Raw genomic sequence first — 19,790 nt, 5'->3', positions numbered from 1 at the left:
TCTTGCCCGCGGCGGATTGGGCCTAGAGGGCAATCAGTTCGGGCCGCAAACCTTCCACTCGGCGGGCCGGCGGCGGCAGGTAGCCGCCGTCACCGGTGATCTGGTGCAGGACTTTTTCGCGCAGCCCATGCAACGCCACACCGGTGCGCAGGCGTGGGTGTGGCAGGTCGATCTCCACCACCGACTTGATCCGCCCTGGGCGCGGTTCCAGCACCACAACCCGGTCGGCGAGGTAGGTGGCTTCTTCAGCATCGTGGGTGACCAACAAGGTGGTGATGCCGGCGCGCTCGCGGATGGCCAGCAGTTCATCCTGCAACTGCTGGCGCGTCAGTGCATCGAGCGCGCCGAACGGCTCATCAAGCAGCAGGATGCGCGGGCTCGCCACCAGGCCGCGGGCAATCGCCACGCGCTGGGCCATGCCACCGGAAAGCTGGTGGGGGTAGGCCGACTCGAAACCGACCAGGCCTACCAGTTGCACGAACTCATGTACACGGCGGGCGCGCTCGCCCTGGGTCAGGCGCTCGTTGACCAGGCCCAGAGCGATGTTCTGCTCAACCGTCAGCCAGGGGAACAGGCGGTGCTCCTGGAACACGATGCCACGCTCGCCACCGATGCCGCTAACCGCCTGGCCATCGACGCGGATGCTACCGCTGTAGTCGGTGTCCAACCCCACCAGCAGGCGCAGCAGGGTTGACTTGCCGCAGCCCGAGGCGCCGACAATGGCGATGAATTCACCTTCATTGATGGCCAGGTTGAAGTTGCGGATGGCCTCGAACGGCTGGCCATCGACGCTGAAGACTTTGCCGACGCCCTCGAAGCTGACCAGTGGCGGTGTGGTGTCGGCCTGGTTGGCCGCGAGCAGGTGTGAGGCATTGAAGGCATTCATGCGGTTCTCCAGCGCGTGGCGCGCGATTCGAGGCGTTGACCGAGGGTGCCGAGCAGGGCGCCGACCAGGCCGATCAGAACCATGGCGGCCATGACCTGGTCCATGCGGAACAGTTGCTGGGCACCAATCATCAGGCTGGCAATGCCGCCGTCCGAGGGCATGAAGTACTCGGCGCCGATGGTGCCCAGCCAGGCGTAGATCAATGACAGGCGCAAGCCGGCGAATATCGCTGGCGCGGCGCCGGGCAGCACCAGCAGGCGCAGGCGTTGCCACAGGTTAAGGCGAAGTGTGCGGGCCGCTTCGCCCAGCTGTGGCGAGAGGCCGGCGATACCGCGTTGGGTGGCGATCAGCAGCGGGAAGAAAGCGGCCAGGCCGACGAACACGTTTTTGGCCCCTTCGCCAAGGCCGAACCAGGCGGTGAGCAAGGGCACCCAGGCGAACAGCGCCACTTGCCGCAGCGCCGTCAGGCTTGGCCCGAAAAGACGTTCCGCATTGCGCGAGAGTCCCAGCAACAGACCGCTCAGCAAGCCGGCGCCGCCGCCCAGGACCAGGCCGGTCAGGGTGCGCTGCAGGCTCAGCAGCATGGCTTCTGGCAGCGATCCATCGGCCAGCCCGGCGAGCAAGGTGCGCAGCACGTCCAGCGGTGAGGAGAGAATGTTCGGGTCGATCCAGGCGAGGCTGTTGCTGGCCTGCCACAGCGCCAACAGTGCCGCCGGCAGCAGCAGGCTCTGCCAGCCCCGCGGCATGGGCCCGCGCTGCTGTTCACCGGTGGCCGGTTGCGGCCAGTACAGCAGGTGTTTTTCCAGGGTCGAGAAACCACGCTCCAGCAACGCACCGACCACGCCGATCACCAGGATGCAAAGCAACACCAGGTCGAGCATGAACAGTTGCCGGCCCCAGACCATCAGGTAGCCAATGCCTTCGCTGGAGGCCAGCAACTCGACGGCCAGCAACGAGGTCCAGCCCGTTGCCAGGGCCAGGCGCACGCCGGTGAGGAACGCGGGCAGGGCAGCCGGCAGCAGCAAGCGCAGGAACAGCAGGTGACGCGGCAGGCGCAGGGCGGCGGCGGCCTCGCGCAGTTTGGGCTGGGCATCGCGCACGCCGACCAGGGTATGCAAGGTGACCGGCACCACCACGGCCTTCACCAGCACTACCAGCTTGAGCAGCTCGCCGATCCCGAAGAACAGCATGAACAGCGGAATCCAGGCCAGGGTAGGGATCTGCGCCAGGGCCACGAAGGTTGGCAGCACCCAGGTCTGCGCATGGCGTGAGGTGCCCAGCCAAGTGCCGAGCAGCAAGCCGCTGCTGATGCCCGCCAACAATCCCCAGAACAGCCGCTGCAGGCTTATCCACAAGTGCCCCCAAAGCTCACCGGAGCCAAACTCCAGCGCGCTTTGCCACACCAGTGAGGGGGCTGGCAGGATCTGCTCGCTCATCCAGTGCTGCCGGCTCGCCACTACCCACAACAGCGCAATAAAGACCGGTACTGCCCACGGCAAGAGTCTGCCCTTGTGGGAGCGGCCATGCGTCGCGATTGGGCCGCGCAGCGGCCCTCGAAGCCAACCTCGCCCTCTGCTCAGAACTCCATTCATCGGCCATCTCTCGAAGCGTTCCAATGTTATTCACTTATGGAATTAAAAAATTACACAAGTAGCTTTCAAGAGATAAGAGCATGCAACCCCTGCATACGGAACCCCCTTGTCATTGCGTTTTCCTCATATTTTCCATGCGTTTCCCGCAAGCCGTCCTGCGCCCCGCATGAATCCTCATTTATGTCTTTCAGTTACTAAAAAATGAAGTTTTGATCTTTGTAGGTTCTAACAAGACCTGCCTAGCTTCTGGCCAAAGCGCCGGCCATCGCCGGTGGCAGCCTGCCAAGGAGCCTTGCCATGAAAACCCCTCTGCGCCACCTCATCACCGCTCTCGGTCTAGCCTTCACCCTAAGCGGGCACGCGGCCGAGCTGGCAAAGCCTGAGAGCATCCGCATCGCCGTGCCCGACCTGAGTGCTGGCAGCAAGCACAGTGCTGGCGGCGTGGTGGATGTACTGCGTGACCAGCAGCTGCTGGAAAAGGAATTCGCCAAAGACGGCATCCGCATCGACTGGCATTTCTTCAAGGGTGCCGGGCCTGTGGTCAACGAAGCTTTGGCCAACGGCCAGGCCGATTTCGCCTACCTGGGCGACCTGGCGGCTATCGTCGGCAAGGCCAATGGCCTCGACACCCGCGTGCTGTCAGCCGGCGTGCGTGGGGTGAAGAGCTACCTGGGCGTGGTACCGGGCTCCGGCATCAAGACCCTGCACGACCTCAAGGGCAAGCGCGTGGCGGTGTTCCGCGGCACCGCCAACCAGCTGTCGTTCGCCAGCGCGTTGGCCAGCCAGGGGCTGTCGGAGCGCGACCTGAAAGTGATCAACCTGGACTTCAACGCCGCCAACGCTGCACTGGCCGCCAAGCAGATCGACGCTACCTGGGGCCTTTCCAACCTGCTGTCGCTGCGTGAGCGCGGGCTGGTCGAGCTGCCGGTCAACTCTCGCGACCTGAAGGGGGCCGGCAGCACCCAGGCGGTCTTGCTCGGCACGGGCGATTTCATCCGCAAGTACCCCGAACTAGTGCAGCGCCTGGTCAATGCCCAGGAGCAGGCCGCGAGCTGGCTGCGTGACGAGCACAACCGCGATGCCTACGTCGACCTGGTGGCAAGCAACGCCAACTGGCCACGCAGCATCCTCAGTGATGACCTGGCCAAGGAAGACCTCGGTCACTACTTCGACCCACGGCTGGACGCCGACTTCGTCGCCCAGCTGCAGCAGGGTGTCGACCTGGCCACCCGCGAGCGCCTGATCCGCCGAGGTTTCCAGGTTTCCGAGTGGATCGAACCGCGCTTCCTCGATGCCGCACTGCAACACGAACAGGCCGTGCAGGCCGCCCGCTGAACCCACAACCCGCCCCTGACCGCAAGGACCACGACCATGAGCAATGCCGCACTGGCCACCGCGCCGCACGCCCTCGAACTCGACATCCACCCGGTTGCCGGCCGTATCGGTGCCGAGATCCGCGGGGTGAAGCTGTCCGCCGACCTGGATGCCGCCACCGTCGATGCCATCCAGGCCGCCCTGGTGAAACACAAGGTGATCTTCTTCCGTGGCCAGACCCACCTGGATGACCAGAGCCAGGAAGGTTTCGCCAAGCTGCTCGGCGAGCCCGTCGCCCACCCCACCGTACCGGTGGTGGACGGCACCAGCTACCTGCTGCAGCTGGACGGGGCCGAAGGCCAGCGGGCCAATTCCTGGCACACCGACGTGACCTTCGTCGATGCCTACCCCAAGGCCTCGATCCTGCGCAGCGTGGTGGCGCCGGCTTCCGGCGGCGATACCGTGTGGGCCAACACGGCGGCGGCCTATCAGGAACTGCCCGAGCCGCTGCGCGAACTGGCTGACAAGTTGTGGGCAGTGCACAGCAACGAATATGACTATGCGAGCATCAAGCCCGATGTCGACCCGGCCAAGCTTGAGCGTTATCGCAAGGTGTTCACCTCGACCGTGTACGAGACCGAACACCCGGTGGTGCGGGTGCACCCGATCAGTGGTGAGCGGGCATTGCAGCTGGGCCATTTCGTGAAGCGCATCAAAGGTTATTCGCTGGCCGACTCGCAGCATCTGTTTGCAGTGCTGCAGGGGCATGTGACGCGGTTGGAGAACACCGTGCGCTGGCGCTGGGAGGCAGGGGATGTGGCGATCTGGGATAACCGCGCCACGCAGCATTATGCGGTCGATGACTACGGCACCCAGCCGCGCGTGGTGCGGCGGGTGACCCTGGCCGGCGAAGTGCCGGTTGGGGTTGATGGGCAGTTGAGCCGGACAACCCGCAAGGGGTAGGCCTGCAGACAACACCTGTGGGAGCGGGCATGCCCGCGAAGCAGGCGCCGCGATTGATGGCACCGGCTCCGCCGGTGTTCGCGGGCGCGCCCGCTCCCACAGATTGAGGTGGCCGTCAGATCTCGGTATCACAGTCAATCAATTGCCTGACCAGTCCCTGAGCCAATGGCGACAAGCCATATCCCACCCGGCTCACGACCCCATAGCGGGTGTAGAACGCCTCTTCCTGCTCCGGTAACAGGTCCACCAGTTTCAACGCCACCAGACCCCGCTCCCTCTGGTAGGGCCGCAAGTTGGCATTGCAGGCAATACCGATGGTGTCCGAATGCATCACCACGTTCAGCAGCGCGTAGCCGTGCTCGCATTCCACCGTCGGAAGAAAGTCTTGACGGCCGCTGAGGTCGCTGAGGATCTTGCGGATGTTCGGCGGGCGAAAAGTGGTTGCCAGCGGGTAGTCGAAAACATCGCGTGCGTGCACTTCGGCCTGCTCGGTCAGCGGGTGCCCGACCCGACAGCAAAAGTGCCAGCGCTGCGGCGCCAGCTTATGCACGCGGTAATCCGGGTCGGACTCGAACTGGCGGGTGTCGGCAACGAAGAACTCGATCTCCTCGGCGATCAGCTTGCGGTTCAGCGCCTGCCAGTTATCCACCTGGAAGCAGGTGCGCGCTGCCGGGTACTCGGCCACGAAGCGCGCCACGGCCTTTGGCACCAGGCCACCCGCGGGCGCCGGGCCGGAGCCGAAACGCACCACGCCCGTGGTGGCGCCATTGAACTGTTGGATCTCGTTGACCAGGTTATGCGCGCCATGCACCAGGCGCCGCGAGTGCTCCAGTACCAGCAGGCCCTGGCGGGTGGGTGAAAGTTCCTTGCTGGCACGGTCGACCAAGCGGCAGCCGACGTTGTGCTCCAAGGTCTGGATGCTGCGGCTGAAGGCCGATTGCGACAGGTTCACCGCCGCGGCTGCGGCGACAAAACTGCGGTGCTCGACAAGGGCAATGTAGTGGCGCAGCTGACGCAGATCGATATGCATTTTCTACATTAAAACCTTCGGTCAAATGCAATTGCTGACAAGGGTGAGTCCCCTTATAAAGGGAGTCACTTATTCCACAAAATATGAATTATAAATATTTATATCTCTTAAAAGAATATAAGCCCGACTGACCGCGATTCGGTTCCGCCAACGGAAATGCTCGCCCAGGGCCCATGCCTCAAGGAGCATTTGCATGTCTGGACTTTCCCGTTGGCCTGCGCGCGCGTCGCGTTTCACCTTGCAACCCTTGGCCGCCGGCGTGTTGCTGGCGGCATCCAGCGGCAGCTTCGCCGAAGAGCCCGTCAGCGTTACCCCGGCTGTGGAACAGGAAGCCAAGCTCGGCACCGTCACCGTCAACGCCCGTCGTCGAGAGGAAACCGCGCAGAGCGTGCCCACGCCGATCAGCGTGCTCAGCAGCGAAACCCTGGAAACCCAGCGCATTTATCGTGTGCAGGATCTGCAACAGCTGGTGCCCAGTACCAACGTCGCTTATGTGCATGCACGCCAGTCGAGCATCTCGATTCGCGGCCTGGGCAACAACCCGGCCAGCGATGGCCTGGAGGGCAGCGTCGGCATCTACCTGGACAACGTCTACCTTGGCCGCCCGGGCATGGCCGTGTTCGACCTGCTCGACGTCGAGCAGCTGGAAGTGCTGCGCGGCCCGCAGGGCACGCTGTTCGGCAAGAACACCACGGCTGGGGTGCTGAACATCACCACGCGCAAGCCGACCTTCCACCCGGAAGGCAGCATCCAGCAATCGATTGGCGAGGACGGCTACCTGCAGACCCAGGGCAGCTACTCCGGGCCGATCACCGAGACGCTGGCCGGGCGAATCAGTGCCTATCACACTGAAGACGATGGCTATGTGAAGAACATCCACAACGGCGACGAACTCAACGGCGGCAAGCGCCAGGGCTTTCGTACCCAGTTGCTGTTCCAGCCGAGCGAAACCTTCAACTTGCGCTGGATCGGCGAATATAACGAGGAAGATTCCAACAACGGCATCCTTAGCCTGTACAGCACCGGGCCGACCATCAACGGCGTCAACCGCTATGAAAGCCTGGCCGCCCAGGCGGGTGCGACGCTGGTGTCGGGCAAGGACCGCAAGGTCAATTTCGACGCCGACCAACAGGTGACGGTGTTCCAGGGCGGTACTTCGGTGGAAGCCAACTGGACCCTGCCCAACGACTTCACCCTGACCTCGATCAGCGCCTACCGCTGGTGGGACTTCACCCCGCGCAATGACGACGGCCTCAATGTGCCGGTGTTCTACAGCGCCGGGGTATCGGTGCGCGACAAGCAGTACTCCCAGGAGATCCGCCTGGCGTCGCCGACCGGTGGCCTCTTCGACTATGTGCTTGGCGCGTACTACTTCAAGCAGGACCTGGACAACAAGTCCTTCACTTATTACGGCCCTCAGGCCGACATCTGGAACATCACCCCGGCCGGCGCCCTGGCCAACGTCAATACCATCGGCAACGGCCACATCGATACCGACAGCTACGCGCTGTTCGCTCAGGGCACCTGGCACCTCACCGACCGCCTGGACTTCACCGCCGGCATCCGCGGCACCTACGAAGAAAAGAGCGCATGGGTGACCCGCGATGCGCCAACCGGTGGTGCTGCCGTGACCGGTGCTGCCGCTGCTGCGCGTCAGGGCAGGGTGGGGGCGTACGATTCGGGGGACCTCAACCAGTACAGCTTCAGCCCCTCCGGCCTGCTGGGACTGAGCTATCGGTTCAACGACCAGTTGCTCGGCTACGCCACCCTGACCCACGGCGAGAAGTCCGGTGGCGTGAACCTCACCGTCGGCGCTGCGCCACGCCTGGGCACCGACTCGTTGCTGGTCGGTACCGAGCGGGCCAACAACGCCGAGCTGGGCCTCAAGAGCACGCTGTTCGACAACCGCCTGCAACTCAACACCAACCTGTTCTGGACAGAGGTGCATGGCTACCAGGCCAACGTCTACGACCAGATCAACCGCGTGCAGTACCTGGCCAATGCCGGCAGCGTGCGCTCGCGGGGCCTGGAGTTCGAAGCCACGGCGCTGCCGATCAAAGGCCTGACGGTGAACTTCAACGGTTCGTGGAACGACGTGCGCTACCTGAAGTACGACGACGCACCGTGCCCGCCGGAAGTGAGCCTGGCCAACGCCAGCGCCACCTGCGACCTGTCCGGCCACCAGGTGGTCGGGGCCTCCAAGTACATCGCCAACCTCAACGGCGAATACAAGTGGCAGGCCAGCCAGCACGTCGAGCCCTACGTCACCGCCAGCTACGCGTTCCGCTCAAGAGCGGTGGGCACCATCGATGATTCCGACTTCGGCCAGATCCCCAGCTACGCGCTGGTCAACCTCTCCGCCGGCGTGCGCCTGGACCAGGGCGACGGCGTGGTCGACCTGTCGCTATGGGTGAAGAACGCCGGCGACAAGACCTATTTCACCAGCCTGTGGAATTCCGCCAACGGTGGTTATGCCGGCGTGCTCGGTACTCCGCGCACCTTCGGCGCCACCGCCCGTTACGACTTCTGAGTAAAAAGGAGCTTTGCCATGAATGCCAAGACCCAAACCCCTGAACTGCCCGAAGGCGCCTGCCTCACGGCCAAAGTCCCCGAGCGCGGCGAGGCGCTGCTCGGCGATGTGGTGGTCAACCCTTACCGCCTGGCGCCGCTGACCGCAATCATCCGCGATGGCGGCCGCAGCTTGAGCGCCGCCCATGTGCGGGTGCGCGGCAAGGGCGAGCGCGGTGTGGACATCGCCTACGAGGTGTCCGAGCGCTCGCTGTGGACCTATGGCGGCATCCCGGTATTCGGCCTGTACCCGGATCACGTCAACCAGGTGGAAGTGAGCTACAAGCTCGACGGCGAGCGCATCCGCGAGCAATACCAGATCTACGCCCCGGCAGTGCGCTTGCCGGTGGTGGCGAAACAGACCGCCGCGCTGCCGGAGGTGGAGCCGGTCAAGGTGGCGCCCGGTTTCGAACAGCGCCTGTACCTGTTCAACCACTTGCAAGGGGATATTCCCGGTGGCCGAGCCTTCAAGTGGAACGGCCTGGGCGGCGCTGCCGAGTGGGACCAGGTCGGCAACAACTGGATCTCCGACAGTAACGGTGACGTGCGCTGGTACCTGGACATCGAGCAGATCCACGATTCCAATCGCCGCGACGGCCTGGGCGGCACCATGGGCTTCCAGCAGACCCGCGATGGCAAGCTGATCTGGGGCCAGGGCCAGACCTACTCCAAGTTCGACCTGCTGGGCCGGCGTATCTGGCAGCGCAACCTGCCGGACAAGTTCGCCGACTTCTCCCATGAGATTCGCGAAACCACCAACGGCACCTACCTGCTGCGTGTCGGCACCAGCGATTACCGTCGTCCGGATGGCAAGCGGGTGCGCTCGATCCGTGACCACATCATCGAAGTCAGCGAGGCGGGGGATGTGCTGGACTTCTGGGACTTGAACCAGATTCTCGACCCCTATCGCGGCGACTTGCTGGAAACCCTGGGCAAGGCGGCGATCCAGCTGCCCGAGGGTGTACAAAAGCAGGATGATCGGCTGGCCAACGAACTGGCCGAAGGCAACCTGCCGTTCGGTGATACCCCGGGCGTGGGCACCGGGCGCAACTGGGCACACGTCAATGCCATCGACTACGATGCCGATGACGACAGCATTATCGTTTCAGCCAGGCATCAGGGGGTGGCCAAGATCGGTCGGGACAAGCAGGTGAAGTGGATTCTCGCTTCACCCCAGGGCTGGCCGCAGCACCTGCGCGAGAAAGTGCTGACACCTGTCGCAAGCGAAGGCTTCGACTGGTCCTGGACCCAGCACACTGCCTGGCTCACCGGTAAAGGCACGCTAACCGTGTTCGACAACGGCTGGGGCCGCGACTTTGCGCCCACCAAGCTCAGCGGTAACTACAGCCGGGCGGTGGAGTACAAGATCGACGAGGCCAAGGGCACCGTCGAGCAGGTGTGGGAATACGGCAAGGAGCGTGGCGACGAGTGGTACAGCCCGGTGACCTCGGTGGTGGCCTACCGGCCAGAGACCGATACCCAGTTCATTTATTCGGCTTCAGTGAACTTCCTCACGCCCGAGAAATTGACCACCACAGTGCTCAATGAAGTGCGTCGCGGCACGCAGGAGGTGCTGGTGGAGCTGAAGGTGCACAGCCGCCAGCCGGGCTCCGTTGGCTACCGGGCTCTCGTGATCGACCTGGCCAAGGCGTTCTGATTCCTTCCCCCTCCGGGAGGGCCGTCGGTCCTCCCATCACATTTCCTTCAGCTCGATCGTCTAACCTGTACCGGCCTCTTCGCGGGCGCGCCCGCTCCCACAGGAGTCTCACAACTTCTGAATTCGATGGGGTACCTGTGGGAGCGGGCATGCCCGCGAAGAGGCCGGCTGCTACAGCACAGAATTGTGAAATTTCCGCCGGGGTGTTCAACCATTCGTTCTTTTTTTCGAACAGCCTATTGTCCAACACCCCAGCAGCCGCTTAGCATTCGTTTGAGATTTCAAACGCTCGATGCCCTGCCTTGGGCGCTTTTCATACAATCAACAATTCGGGAAGCCGACATGCAGCTCAAAGACGCTCAGTTGTTCCGCCAGCAAGCCTTCATCAACGGTGAGTGGCTGGATGCGGACAGCGGCCAGACCATCAACGTGACCAACCCGGCCACTGGTGAAGTCATCGGTACCGTGCCGAAGATGGGCTCTGCGGAAACCCGCCGCGCCATCGAAGCTGCCGACAAGGCCCTGCCGGCCTGGCGCGCACTGACCGCCAAGGAGCGTTCGAACAAGCTGCGTCGCTGGTTCGAACTGATGATCGAGAACCAGGACGACCTGGCTCGCCTGATGACCACCGAACAAGGCAAGCCGCTGGCCGAAGCCAAGGGCGAAATCGCCTATGCCGCCTCGTTCATCGAGTGGTTCGCTGAAGAAGCCAAGCGCGTCTACGGTGACACCATTCCGGGCCACCAGCCAGACAAGCGCCTGATCGTCATCAAGCAGCCGATCGGCGTTACCGCGGCCATCACCCCGTGGAACTTCCCGGCCGCGATGATCACCCGTAAAGCCGGCCCGGCCCTGGCCGCTGGCTGCACCATGGTGCTCAAGCCTGCTTCGCAAACCCCGTACTCCGCCTTGGCCCTGGTCGAGCTGGCTACCCGTGCCGGCATCCCGGCGGGTGTGCTGAGCGTCGTCACCGGCAGCGCTGGCGAAGTCGGCGGCGAGCTGACCGGCAACTCCCTGGTACGCAAGCTGTCCTTCACCGGCTCGACCGAAATCGGTCGCCAGCTGATGGAAGAATGCGCCAAGGATATCAAGAAGGTTTCCCTGGAGCTGGGTGGCAACGCCCCGTTCATCGTGTTCGACGACGCCGATCTGGACAAGGCGGTCGAGGGCGCGATCATCTCCAAATACCGCAACAACGGCCAGACCTGCGTCTGCGCCAACCGTATCTACGTGCAGGACGGCGTCTACGACGCGTTCGCCCAGAAGCTGGCCGCGGCTGTCGCCAAGCTGAAGATCGGTAACGGCCTGGAAGAAGGCACCACCACCGGCCCGCTGATCGACGGCAAGGCTGTCGCCAAGGTTCAGGAACACATCGAAGACGCGGTGGGCAAAGGCGCCAAGGTGCTGTCCGGTGGCAAACTGATCGAAGGCAACTTCTTCGAGCCGACCATCCTGGTCGACGTGCCGAAAACCGCTGCTGTCGCTAAAGAAGAGACCTTCGGCCCACTGGCGCCGCTGTTCCGCTTCAAAGACGAAGCCGAAGTCATCGCCATGTCCAACGACACCGAGTTCGGCCTGGCCTCGTACTTCTACGCCCGTGACATGAGCCGTGTGTTCCGTGTCGCCGAGGCCCTGGAATACGGCATGGTGGGTATCAACACCGGCCTGATCTCCAACGAAGTCGCGCCATTCGGCGGTATCAAGGCCTCCGGCCTGGGCCGCGAAGGTTCCAAATACGGTATCGAGGACTACCTCGAAATCAAATACCTGTGCATCAGCGTCTGATCGCCGGGTAAACGCTTTTACCTCTGCCAGCGGGGCGCGAGAGCGACGTCTCGCTGGCCTTTTTGACATAGCAGTACCTGGTGGCCAGGGCGTTCATGGCAGTCGATCAACGAATACTGTTCGCGAACACTCCCAGCCACCCCCGAATAAAAGCGCCGCCATTGGCGCAATGAGGGCTTTATGAGCAAGACCAACGAATCCTTGATGCAACGTCGTGTCGCCGCCGTCCCACGTGGCGTTGGCCAGATCCACCCGATCTTCGTCGAATCCGCGAAGAACTCGACGGTGATCGACGTTGAAGGCCGCGAACTGATCGACTTCGCCGGCGGCATCGCAGTACTGAACACCGGCCACCTGCACCCGAAAGTGGTTGCCGCTGTGCAAGAGCAGCTGACCAAGGTCAGCCACACCTGCTTCCAGGTGCTGGCCTACGAGCCTTACGTAGAGCTGTGCGAAAAGATCAACAAGCTGGTCCCAGGCGACTTCGACAAGAAGACCCTGCTGGTTTCCACCGGCTCAGAAGCCGTTGAAAACGCCGTGAAGATCGCCCGTGCCGCCACTGGCCGCGCTGGCGTGATCGCCTTCACCGGTGGTTACCATGGCCGTACCATGATGACCCTGGGCCTGACCGGCAAGGTCGTGCCGTACTCCGCTGGCATGGGCCTGATGCCAGGCGGCATCTTCCGCGCCCTGTTCCCGAGCGAACTGCACGGTGTCAGCGTTGACGACGCCATCGCTTCGGTCGAGCGCATCTTCAAGAACGACGCCGAGCCGCGCGACATCGCCGCGATCATCCTCGAGCCAGTACAAGGCGAAGGCGGCTTCCTGCCAGCACCGAAAGAGCTGATGAAGCGCCTGCGCGAGCTGTGCGACAAGCACGGCATCCTGCTGATCGCCGACGAAGTGCAGACCGGCGCTGGCCGTACCGGCACCTTCTTCGCCATGGAACAGATGGGCGTCGCGCCTGACCTGACCACCTTCGCCAAGTCCATCGCTGGCGGCTTCCCGCTGGCTGGTGTGTGCGGCAAGGCCGAAATCATGGACGCCATTGCTCCGGGCGGCCTGGGCGGCACCTACGCCGGTTCGCCAATCGCCTGCGCCGCGGCCCTGGCCGTCATCCAGGTGTTCGAGGAAGAGAAGCTGCTGGATCGCAGCAAGGCTGTTGGCGAGCTGCTGACTGCTGGCCTGCGCAAGATCCAGGAAAAACACTCGATCATCGGTGACGTCCGTGGTCTGGGCTCGATGATCGCTGTGGAAGTCTTCGAAAAAGGCACCCACACCCCGAACGCTGCTGCCGTTGCCCAGGTTGTGGCCAAGGCACGCGACAAGGGTCTGATCCTGCTGTCCTGCGGCACCTACGGCAACGTCCTGCGTATCCTGGTTCCGCTGACCGCCGAAGACGCGCTGCTGGAAAAAGGCCTGGCCATCATCGAAGAGTGCTTCGCTGAACTCGCCTGATGTGACGCGCTTCATGAAAAAACCCGCTTAGGCGGGTTTTTTTTGTGCCCAGAAAAGCCGTGTGCGGCTATGGTGGTGGAAGGATTCGCCTTGGAAGCTGCGAAGGACTGTGTGTCAGGGATATTGAGGAGTTGGCCATGAGTGCTGCAGACCCCACCCCACCTTGCGTCCTGATCGCCGAAGGTGATCCTTGGGTACGCGAAATGTTGAGCGAAATGCTGCTCAGCGTGCGTTGCGACGCTCGCTTGCACGTCTGCGCCGACGGCTCGCAAGCGCTCACGGCGCTGGCCAGCAAGCCTGACCTGATCATCGCCGCCCGCGAGCTGGCAGGCTGCGATGGCCTCGACCTGCTGCGCAACGTGCGCGCCAAGGGCCCGGAATTGCCGTTCATTCTCATGAGCAGCCGCAGCGATAGCGCCAGTGTGCGCGAAGCGTTACCGCTGCACCCCACGGCTTACCTGAGCAAACCGCTGAATCTGGACAAGCTGCGCAAGAGCCTGGAAGAGCTGCTGCTGGCCGTGGGCGAGCAGATCACCTGCCCGGTACCGCCGTTGCAACCTGGCGCCAACCTGGCGGCCTACCTCGAACAACGCCGCGCCACCGCCGATGGTGGGCCGCTGTTCGCCGATGTGCAGGTAGCGATCAAGCGTGCGCTGAACCCACAGGGCCTGAACCTCAAAGTGCTCGAAGAGGAAGTGCGCGACGACCCGCAGATCACGGCGGTGCTGATCGCCGCTGCCAACAGTGCCGCCCTGCACCGTGACGCCCCGGTGCAGACCCTGATGCAGGCGCTGAACAAGCTCGGCAGCACCCAGAGCATGAATCTGATTCTTGGACTGACCCTCAAGCGCAGCGCACGCCTGAGCGACCCGTTGCTGACGCAGCATGCCACGCATTACTGGAATCTTTCTCTGCACACGGCCGAATACGCCCGCTCGCTGGCGCGCATGCTCGAACTGGAACAGGAACGTTGCTATTGCGCTGGCCTGCTGCACTGCCTGGGCGACCTGGCGGTGCTGCGCTGCCTGCAAGAGTGGCGCCTGGCCGGTGGCGAACTGGACGAGGACCGGGTACAGCTGTCGCTCAACGAGTTCGGCGCAGCGTTCGGTTCGGCGCTGCGTACCCGCTGGCGCCTGCCGCTGAGCCTGCGCGAGCTGATCGCAGCGATCTACCAGCTGGGTGGCGGGGTGTATTCACGGGAGATCCTGGCCCTCAACCTAGCCGGGCAATTGGCGCGCCTGCCGGCGGATCAGGGGCTGGACAAGATCGCCAGCAACAAGACGGCGCGCTTGCTGAAAGTAGGGCTACCGGAGCTGAGCCGGTTGCGCAAGGTGGAGAATCCGGAGGTGAAGCCGCAGGAGGATCAGACGCCAGCTGAGCCATTGAACGTCAAGCCTGAGGGCATGATTGACGGAGCGGAGCCTGAAAACGCCGCGTCCTGAAATGACAAAACCCAGCGAAGGCTGGGTTTTGCAAGTCCCTCAAGGGGGATAAACGCTAAGTGCCTCTATGGGCTACAAGGCAACAGTAAGGAGGATGGGCCTGGCTGTCAACCTCTCAGGAGCGAGCCTGCATTCATGACCTTTATGATCGCGCGTTGGATCCGTTCTACCACTTCACGAGCCAGAATCTGATCAAGGCAGCCTCTGCCGACTTGTCTCGGTTTGAATAAGCGCTCCCTGCTGACTTGTGCGACAAGATCGGCTTTGGCCCATCGCGTCTGCTGTTTGAAATAGGGCAGTTCAGCGATCAGCTCAGCAGATAGCTCAACATGCCATCCTCGGCTTAATTTTCCTGAATCCTTGGTGGTTGATAACGGGACTACGATACAAGCGTTGGAGTCGATTCTTCCGTTGATCACAATAACAAGCCGGTTCTTGACCATCTCTGGCTTGAGCCGAAAATCGTAATGAAAGGGTGTATTCATTTGCTCGGTGCAGATTCGGTAGTCACCATAATTGCACTCGAGAATTTGGCCGACTTTGGGCTCGAACCTGATTGCCATGTCCCATCCTGAGGCCTTTGTTTCGGACTCATGATGTCACGCGACCGGCGCCAAATGAGCTGATCGCAGTACTTCAAAGCAAATTGAGACCATTCCTACGGCGTGCTACTGCAGATCTGCAGGAATTTTCTGACCTCGGCTCTCTCTACCCACGAACTATCTGATTTTTGCCCTGCCGCTTGGCCCGGTACATCGCCGCGTCGGCGCGGGCAAACAAGCTGTCCAGCGACGCGTCTTCGTCGGTCATCCCGGTCAGACCCTGGCTTACCGTGACGCTGTACGCTTCATCACCATGGCTGAAAGCCTGCCGCTGAATCTCCCGCTGCAAGCGCTCGGCAATCTGCTCGGCCACCTGTGCATTGCAGCCTGGGAATACCGCCGCGAATTCCTCCCCGCCGATACGCCCGAACAGGTCACCACGGCGTAGCACGGCCTTGCCGCTGTCGGCGATGCGTTGCAGCACCTGGTCGCCTTCCTGGTGCCCGTAGCTGTCGTTGATGCGTTTGAAGTCGTCGATGTCCAGCAGCAGGAAGGCCAATGGCGTGCCTTCCTCGCGGGCACTGTCGAATGCCTGCTGGGCGCATTCGAAGAAGTGCCGGCGGTTGCTGCTCTGGGTCAGCACGTCGGTGGTGGCCAGGCGCTGCAGCTCACCTTCCAGTTGCTTCTTCTCGGTGATGTCTTCGGCGATGCCGACGATGATCACCCGGTCGCCGTCGTTCTGCTGGTTGATGTAGCACTTGTCGCTCAGCCAGCGCACCTGGCCGCTGGCGTTGAGGATGCGGTACTCGCGGTCTTCCACGGCACCCTTGAGCAGCACCTGGGCCAGGCTGCGTTCGGCGAACTCGAGGTCGTCGGGATAGATGCTGTCGCGCCATTCGTTGTAGTCAGCCAGCACCAAGCTGGCCGGGCGGCCGAAGATGCGCTCGTAGGCGGGGCTGACATAGAGCACCTGGCGGGTTTCCCAGTCGAATGCCCAGAGCACGGCGTTGACACTGTCGAGCAGCGAGCTGTACAGCTGTTCGCGTTCACTCAGACGGGCGACTTCGCCCTGAGCGTGGAACAGGGCCAGCAAGGTTTGCGCAGCTTCGGGAGGCGGGGTACCTGACAACGACGGCGGAAGGTTTTTGACCATGAGCACGGAGCAGTTCTCGACGATGAGGCGCGCGGCCACGAACCGGCCCGCCACGCGGGCGATGTACCGCGTTCGAGTCGATTTTCAGGGGGGAAGTTCCAGCAGGCACGCCCCGTTGCAGGGCGTGCCGATCAGCGGCTGTCAGGCGCAGGTGGGGCGCAGGGAGTAAGTCTTCAGCTGTGCTGCGAAGTCGTGCAGGGCATGGATACCGCTGGCCTCGGCCTCGTGCACCCAGTCCTTCATGGCCGCCAGCATGTCATGGCCGTTGGCGCTGGTGCGGGCCCAGATCTGTTGCAAGGCCAGGCGCTTCTCATAGATGGTCTTCAGCGCCTGGCTGTGGGCGAGCATGCCCTCGATGCGCACATGGTGGCGGTCTTCCAGCAGGCTGGTTTCACGCGACAGCAGACGCTTGGCACGGCGGAAACGGTGGCGTACCGAGGCATCGACCTTGGCCAGTTCCTGTTTTACCAGCGGGCCGATCACCAGCTTGCGGTACTGGGCCATGATCTGGAAACGGTTGTTGAGGATGGCCATGGCGGTGTCCATGTCCAGGCTGGCCTTGCCCTCCACGCGGTGGGCGATAGGCGCCACGCGTTGCACCTTGGCCAGGCGCAGCAGGCAGAACAGGCGAATCCAGGCCCAGCCCATGTCGAACTCCCAGCGCTTGACCGAGAGCTTGGCCGAGTTGGGGTAGGTGTGGTGGTTGTTGTGCAGCTCTTCACCACCGATGACGATGCCCCACGGCACAAGGTTGGTGGCGGCGTCACGGCATTCGAAATTGCGGTAGCCCACCGCGTGGCCCAGGCCGTTGACCACGCCGGCGGCCCAGAACGGAATCCACATCATCTGCACTGCCCAGATGGTGATGCCGGCGGTGCCGAACAACAGCAGGTCGATGGCCGCCATCAGCACGATGCCGCCGAGCTTGTACCGTGAGTAGAGGTTGCGTTCGATCCAGTCTTCCGGGCAGTTCTTGCCGTAGATGCGCAGGGTCTCGGGGTTGCGTGCCTCTTCGCGGTAGAGCTCGGCGCCCTTGCGTAGCACCGTGCCGAGGCCCTTGTACACCGGGCTGTGCGGGTCGTCCTGGGTTTCGCACTTGGCGTGGTGCTTGCGGTGCACGGCCGTCCATTCGCGGGTGTTCTGGGCCGTGGTCAGCCATAGCCAGAAGCGGAAGAAATGCTTGAGCGCGCCGTTGAGCTCCAGCGCACGATGGGCGGAGTAGCGGTGCAGGTAGATGGTGACGCTGACGATGGTCACGTGGGTCATCAGCAGGGTAACGCCAACCAGTTGCCAGGCCGACAAGTCGAGCAGACCGTTGTACCACATAGGGGTAGAAGCCCTCGGGATTGCAGGGAGAAGGGGGTGATTATCCCTTGGCGGGGAAATAAAACCAGTCACCCTTTCAGATAGGAAGTCACGGCATGTTTCAGCCTTTATAATGCCCCATCCTTTTTTATGGGCTTTCCCTCCCGACATGTCTGTTTCCGTTCGCGACGCCTTGCGCATGGCCGCGCTGTATGTGGTGCTCTCGTTCCTCTGGCTGGTGCTGGCCGAGGTGGTCCTGCGCAGTATGTCTGACGACCCACTGGCGTTGACCGTGGGACGGCAGATCAACGTGGTGGTGTGGGTACTGGTCAGCGCCTTGCTGATCTTCGTGACCCGCGCCCGCCTGCTTAACTTCATCGGTATCGGTGCGCGCCTGCGCAGCGAGGACCGTGAACGCCTGCGCATGGCCGCAGCGGTGTTCGACAGTACCCTGGAAGGCGTGCTGGTCACTGACCGCCAAGGCCTGATCGTGCACGTCAACCGCGCCTTCATGCGCATCACCGGCTACCAGCAGGAAGAAGTGCTGGGCCATCGCCCCAGCAAGTTCAAGTCGGGCCGTCACGGCGTGCCGTTCTACCAGCAGATCTATGCCACCCTGGCCGAAAAAGGAGAATGGAGCGGTGAGATCTGGAACCGCCGCAAAAGCGGTGAAATCTATCCCCAATGGCAGACAATCTGCGCCATCCGCGACGACAGCGGTGAGCTGAGCCATTACGTGGCGGTGTTCAGCGACATCAGTGCGATCAAGCACACCGAGCAGGAACTGGCCTACTTGGCCCACCATGACCCGCTCACCGGCCTGCCCAACCGTCTGCTGTTCAACGACCGCGCCGAGCAGGCGCTGGCTGCGGCCCAGGCCAACAAGCGCGGCTGTGCCTTGCTGTTGCTCGACCTGGACCATTTTCAGAGCATCAACGACGGCCTTGGCCATACCATCGGCGACCAGTTGCTCAAGCTGGTTGGCGAGCGCCTGCGTGAGGTTGTTGGCAGCAACGTGACCCTGGCACGCCTGGGCGGTGACGAGTTCGGCGTACTGGCCGAGAACTGCCAGCAGGTTGGCCAGGCCGGCAAGCTGGCGCAGGGCATCATCGAGCGCATGCGGGAGCCCTTCGAGTTTGATGGCCACCGCCTGTTCATCAGTGCCAGCGTAGGTATCAGCCTGTTCCCCAACGATGCCCTGAGCGCCGAGCAACTGTTGCGCAATGCCGACTCAGCGCTGTTCAAGGCCAAGGGCAACGGCCGTGCCTGCTATGCGCTGTACACCGAAGAGCTGACCGCCCATGCCCAGCATCGGGTGGAAACCGCGAGCGAGCTGCGCCGGGCGCTGGCCAAGGATGAGCTGCGGGTGTTCTTCCAGCCGGTGCATGATCTGTTCACGGCGGGGATGGTCGGCGTTGAGGCACTGGTACGCTGGCAGCACCCGGAGCGCGGGCTGGTGCCACCGGGCGAGTTCATCCCAATTGCCGAGCGCACCGGGCTGATTGCCGAGATTGATGCCTGGGTATTGCGCCAGGCCTGCCGGCAGATGGTCCAGTGGCGCAGGGATGGACGCGCGTTGGCGTTCGTTGCTGTGAACATTTCCAGCCGCTTGTTCGGCCAGCGAGAGTTGTATCAGCAGGTGGCCGATGTGTTGCACGAAACCGGTCTGGACCCGGCACTGCTGGAGCTGGAAGTGACCGAAAGTGCGGTGATGGAAGACCCGGAGGTGGCGCTGGAGCAGCTGCACCGCTTGCGCGAACTGGGATTGAACCTGGCCATCGATGATTTCGGCACGGGCTACTCGTCGCTGCTGCGGCTCAAGCGCCTGCCGGTGCAGAAGTTGAAGATCGACCAGGGCTTCGTGGCCGGCTTGCCGCTGGATGATGATGATATCGCGATTGTGCGGGTGATCATCGCCCTGGCGCGGAGCATGGGCATGCAGGTGCATGCCGAGGGGATCGAGCAGGCGGAGCAGGCGCGGTTCCTGCTGGAGCAGCAGTGCCAGCTGGGGCAGGGGTACTGGTTCGGGCGGCCGGTGCCGGCTGCAGATCTGCACTGGGGCTGATGGCCTCTTCGCGGGCACGCCCGCTCCCAC

At 63.0% G+C, this 19,790-nt stretch carries 14 protein-coding genes; 8 read left to right on the top strand and 6 right to left on the bottom strand.

All coding sequences use genetic code 11. The features are described 5' to 3' along the window. Nucleotides 1–22 precede the first annotated feature (22 nt). Nucleotides 23–886 carry an ABC transporter ATP-binding protein gene (locus APH28_RS03160; RefSeq protein ID WP_060507593.1) on the bottom strand — a complete coding sequence of 288 codons (864 nt, stop codon included), beginning with the start codon at nucleotides 884–886 and terminating at the stop codon, nucleotides 23–25. After that, nucleotides 883–2,478, bottom strand: coding sequence for an ABC transporter permease (locus APH28_RS03155; RefSeq protein WP_256248414.1), 1,596 nt, complete (start codon nucleotides 2,476–2,478; stop codon nucleotides 883–885). Before APH28_RS03155 ends, APH28_RS03160 begins: the two co-directional genes overlap by 4 nt. A 297-nt stretch (nucleotides 2,479–2,775) precedes the next feature. On the opposite strand from APH28_RS03155, the gene APH28_RS03150 reads away from it, so the two are divergent. Then, entirely contained in the window at nucleotides 2,776–3,813 is a 1,038-nt protein-coding gene (locus tag APH28_RS03150) for an ABC transporter substrate-binding protein (RefSeq protein WP_060507591.1), read from the top strand. 36 nt (nucleotides 3,814–3,849) lie between these two features. After that, complete coding sequence (locus APH28_RS03145) at nucleotides 3,850–4,755, top strand: TauD/TfdA family dioxygenase (RefSeq protein WP_060507590.1); 906 nt, start codon at nucleotides 3,850–3,852, stop codon at nucleotides 4,753–4,755. Between the two features lie 115 nt (nucleotides 4,756–4,870). Here the strand turns inward: APH28_RS03145 and APH28_RS03140 are convergent, their stop codons facing one another. Then, entirely contained in the window at nucleotides 4,871–5,785 is a 915-nt protein-coding gene (locus APH28_RS03140) for a LysR family transcriptional regulator (protein ID WP_060507589.1), read from the bottom strand. Nucleotides 5,786–5,978: 193 nt separating this feature from the next. Between APH28_RS03140 and APH28_RS03135 the strand changes: the two genes are divergently transcribed. The 5 genes from APH28_RS03135 (at nucleotide 5,979) to APH28_RS03115 (ending at nucleotide 14,695) form a co-directional block, all read left to right on the top strand. Then, a complete protein-coding gene (locus tag APH28_RS03135) occupies nucleotides 5,979–8,315 on the top strand; it encodes a TonB-dependent receptor (protein WP_060507588.1) in 2,337 nt (778 codons plus the stop codon). A gap of 18 nt (nucleotides 8,316–8,333) precedes the next feature. Continuing rightward, nucleotides 8,334–10,010: an aryl-sulfate sulfotransferase gene (locus APH28_RS03130; RefSeq protein ID WP_060507587.1), complete on the top strand. Its 1,677-nt coding sequence runs from the start codon at nucleotides 8,334–8,336 to the stop codon at nucleotides 10,008–10,010. Nucleotides 10,011–10,352: 342 nt separating this feature from the next. Beyond that, on the top strand, nucleotides 10,353–11,795 hold the full coding sequence (gene gabD / locus APH28_RS03125) for an NADP-dependent succinate-semialdehyde dehydrogenase (protein WP_060507586.1): 1,443 nt from the start codon (nucleotides 10,353–10,355) through the stop codon (nucleotides 11,793–11,795). Between the two features lie 180 nt (nucleotides 11,796–11,975). Continuing rightward, nucleotides 11,976–13,253, top strand: coding sequence for a 4-aminobutyrate--2-oxoglutarate transaminase (gabT, locus tag APH28_RS03120; RefSeq protein ID WP_060507585.1), 1,278 nt, complete (start codon nucleotides 11,976–11,978; stop codon nucleotides 13,251–13,253). 137 nt (nucleotides 13,254–13,390) lie between these two features. Beyond that, nucleotides 13,391–14,695 carry a response regulator gene (locus APH28_RS03115; protein ID WP_082432250.1) on the top strand — a complete coding sequence of 435 codons (1,305 nt, stop codon included), beginning with the start codon at nucleotides 13,391–13,393 and terminating at the stop codon, nucleotides 14,693–14,695. A gap of 107 nt (nucleotides 14,696–14,802) precedes the next feature. On the opposite strand, the gene APH28_RS03110 is transcribed toward APH28_RS03115, so the two are convergent. The 3 genes from APH28_RS03110 to desA form a co-directional block, all read right to left on the bottom strand. Beyond that, the gene (locus APH28_RS03110) at nucleotides 14,803–15,258 is read right to left on the bottom strand and encodes a type II toxin-antitoxin system PemK/MazF family toxin (protein WP_060507584.1); all 456 of its coding nucleotides are present in this window, start codon (nucleotides 15,256–15,258) and stop codon (nucleotides 14,803–14,805) included. 145 nt (nucleotides 15,259–15,403) lie between these two features. Next, on the bottom strand, nucleotides 15,404–16,390 hold the full coding sequence (locus APH28_RS03105; protein ID WP_060507662.1) for a sensor domain-containing diguanylate cyclase: 987 nt from the start codon (nucleotides 16,388–16,390) through the stop codon (nucleotides 15,404–15,406). Between the two features lie 141 nt (nucleotides 16,391–16,531). Beyond that, the gene (gene desA, locus APH28_RS03100) at nucleotides 16,532–17,716 is read right to left on the bottom strand and encodes a delta-9 fatty acid desaturase DesA (RefSeq protein ID WP_060507583.1); all 1,185 of its coding nucleotides are present in this window, start codon (nucleotides 17,714–17,716) and stop codon (nucleotides 16,532–16,534) included. 148 nt (nucleotides 17,717–17,864) lie between these two features. Between desA and dibA the strand changes: the two genes are divergently transcribed. Further along, nucleotides 17,865–19,760: a phosphodiesterase DibA gene (gene dibA / locus APH28_RS03095; RefSeq protein ID WP_060507582.1), complete on the top strand. Its 1,896-nt coding sequence runs from the start codon at nucleotides 17,865–17,867 to the stop codon at nucleotides 19,758–19,760. The last annotated feature ends 30 nt before the right edge of the window (nucleotides 19,761–19,790 follow it).

The organism is Pseudomonas sp. NBRC 111124 (assembly GCF_001320245.1).
Taxonomy (GTDB): Bacteria; Pseudomonadota; Gammaproteobacteria; order Pseudomonadales; family Pseudomonadaceae; genus Aquipseudomonas.
This window is presented reverse-complemented; position numbering and strand designations above follow the sequence as displayed.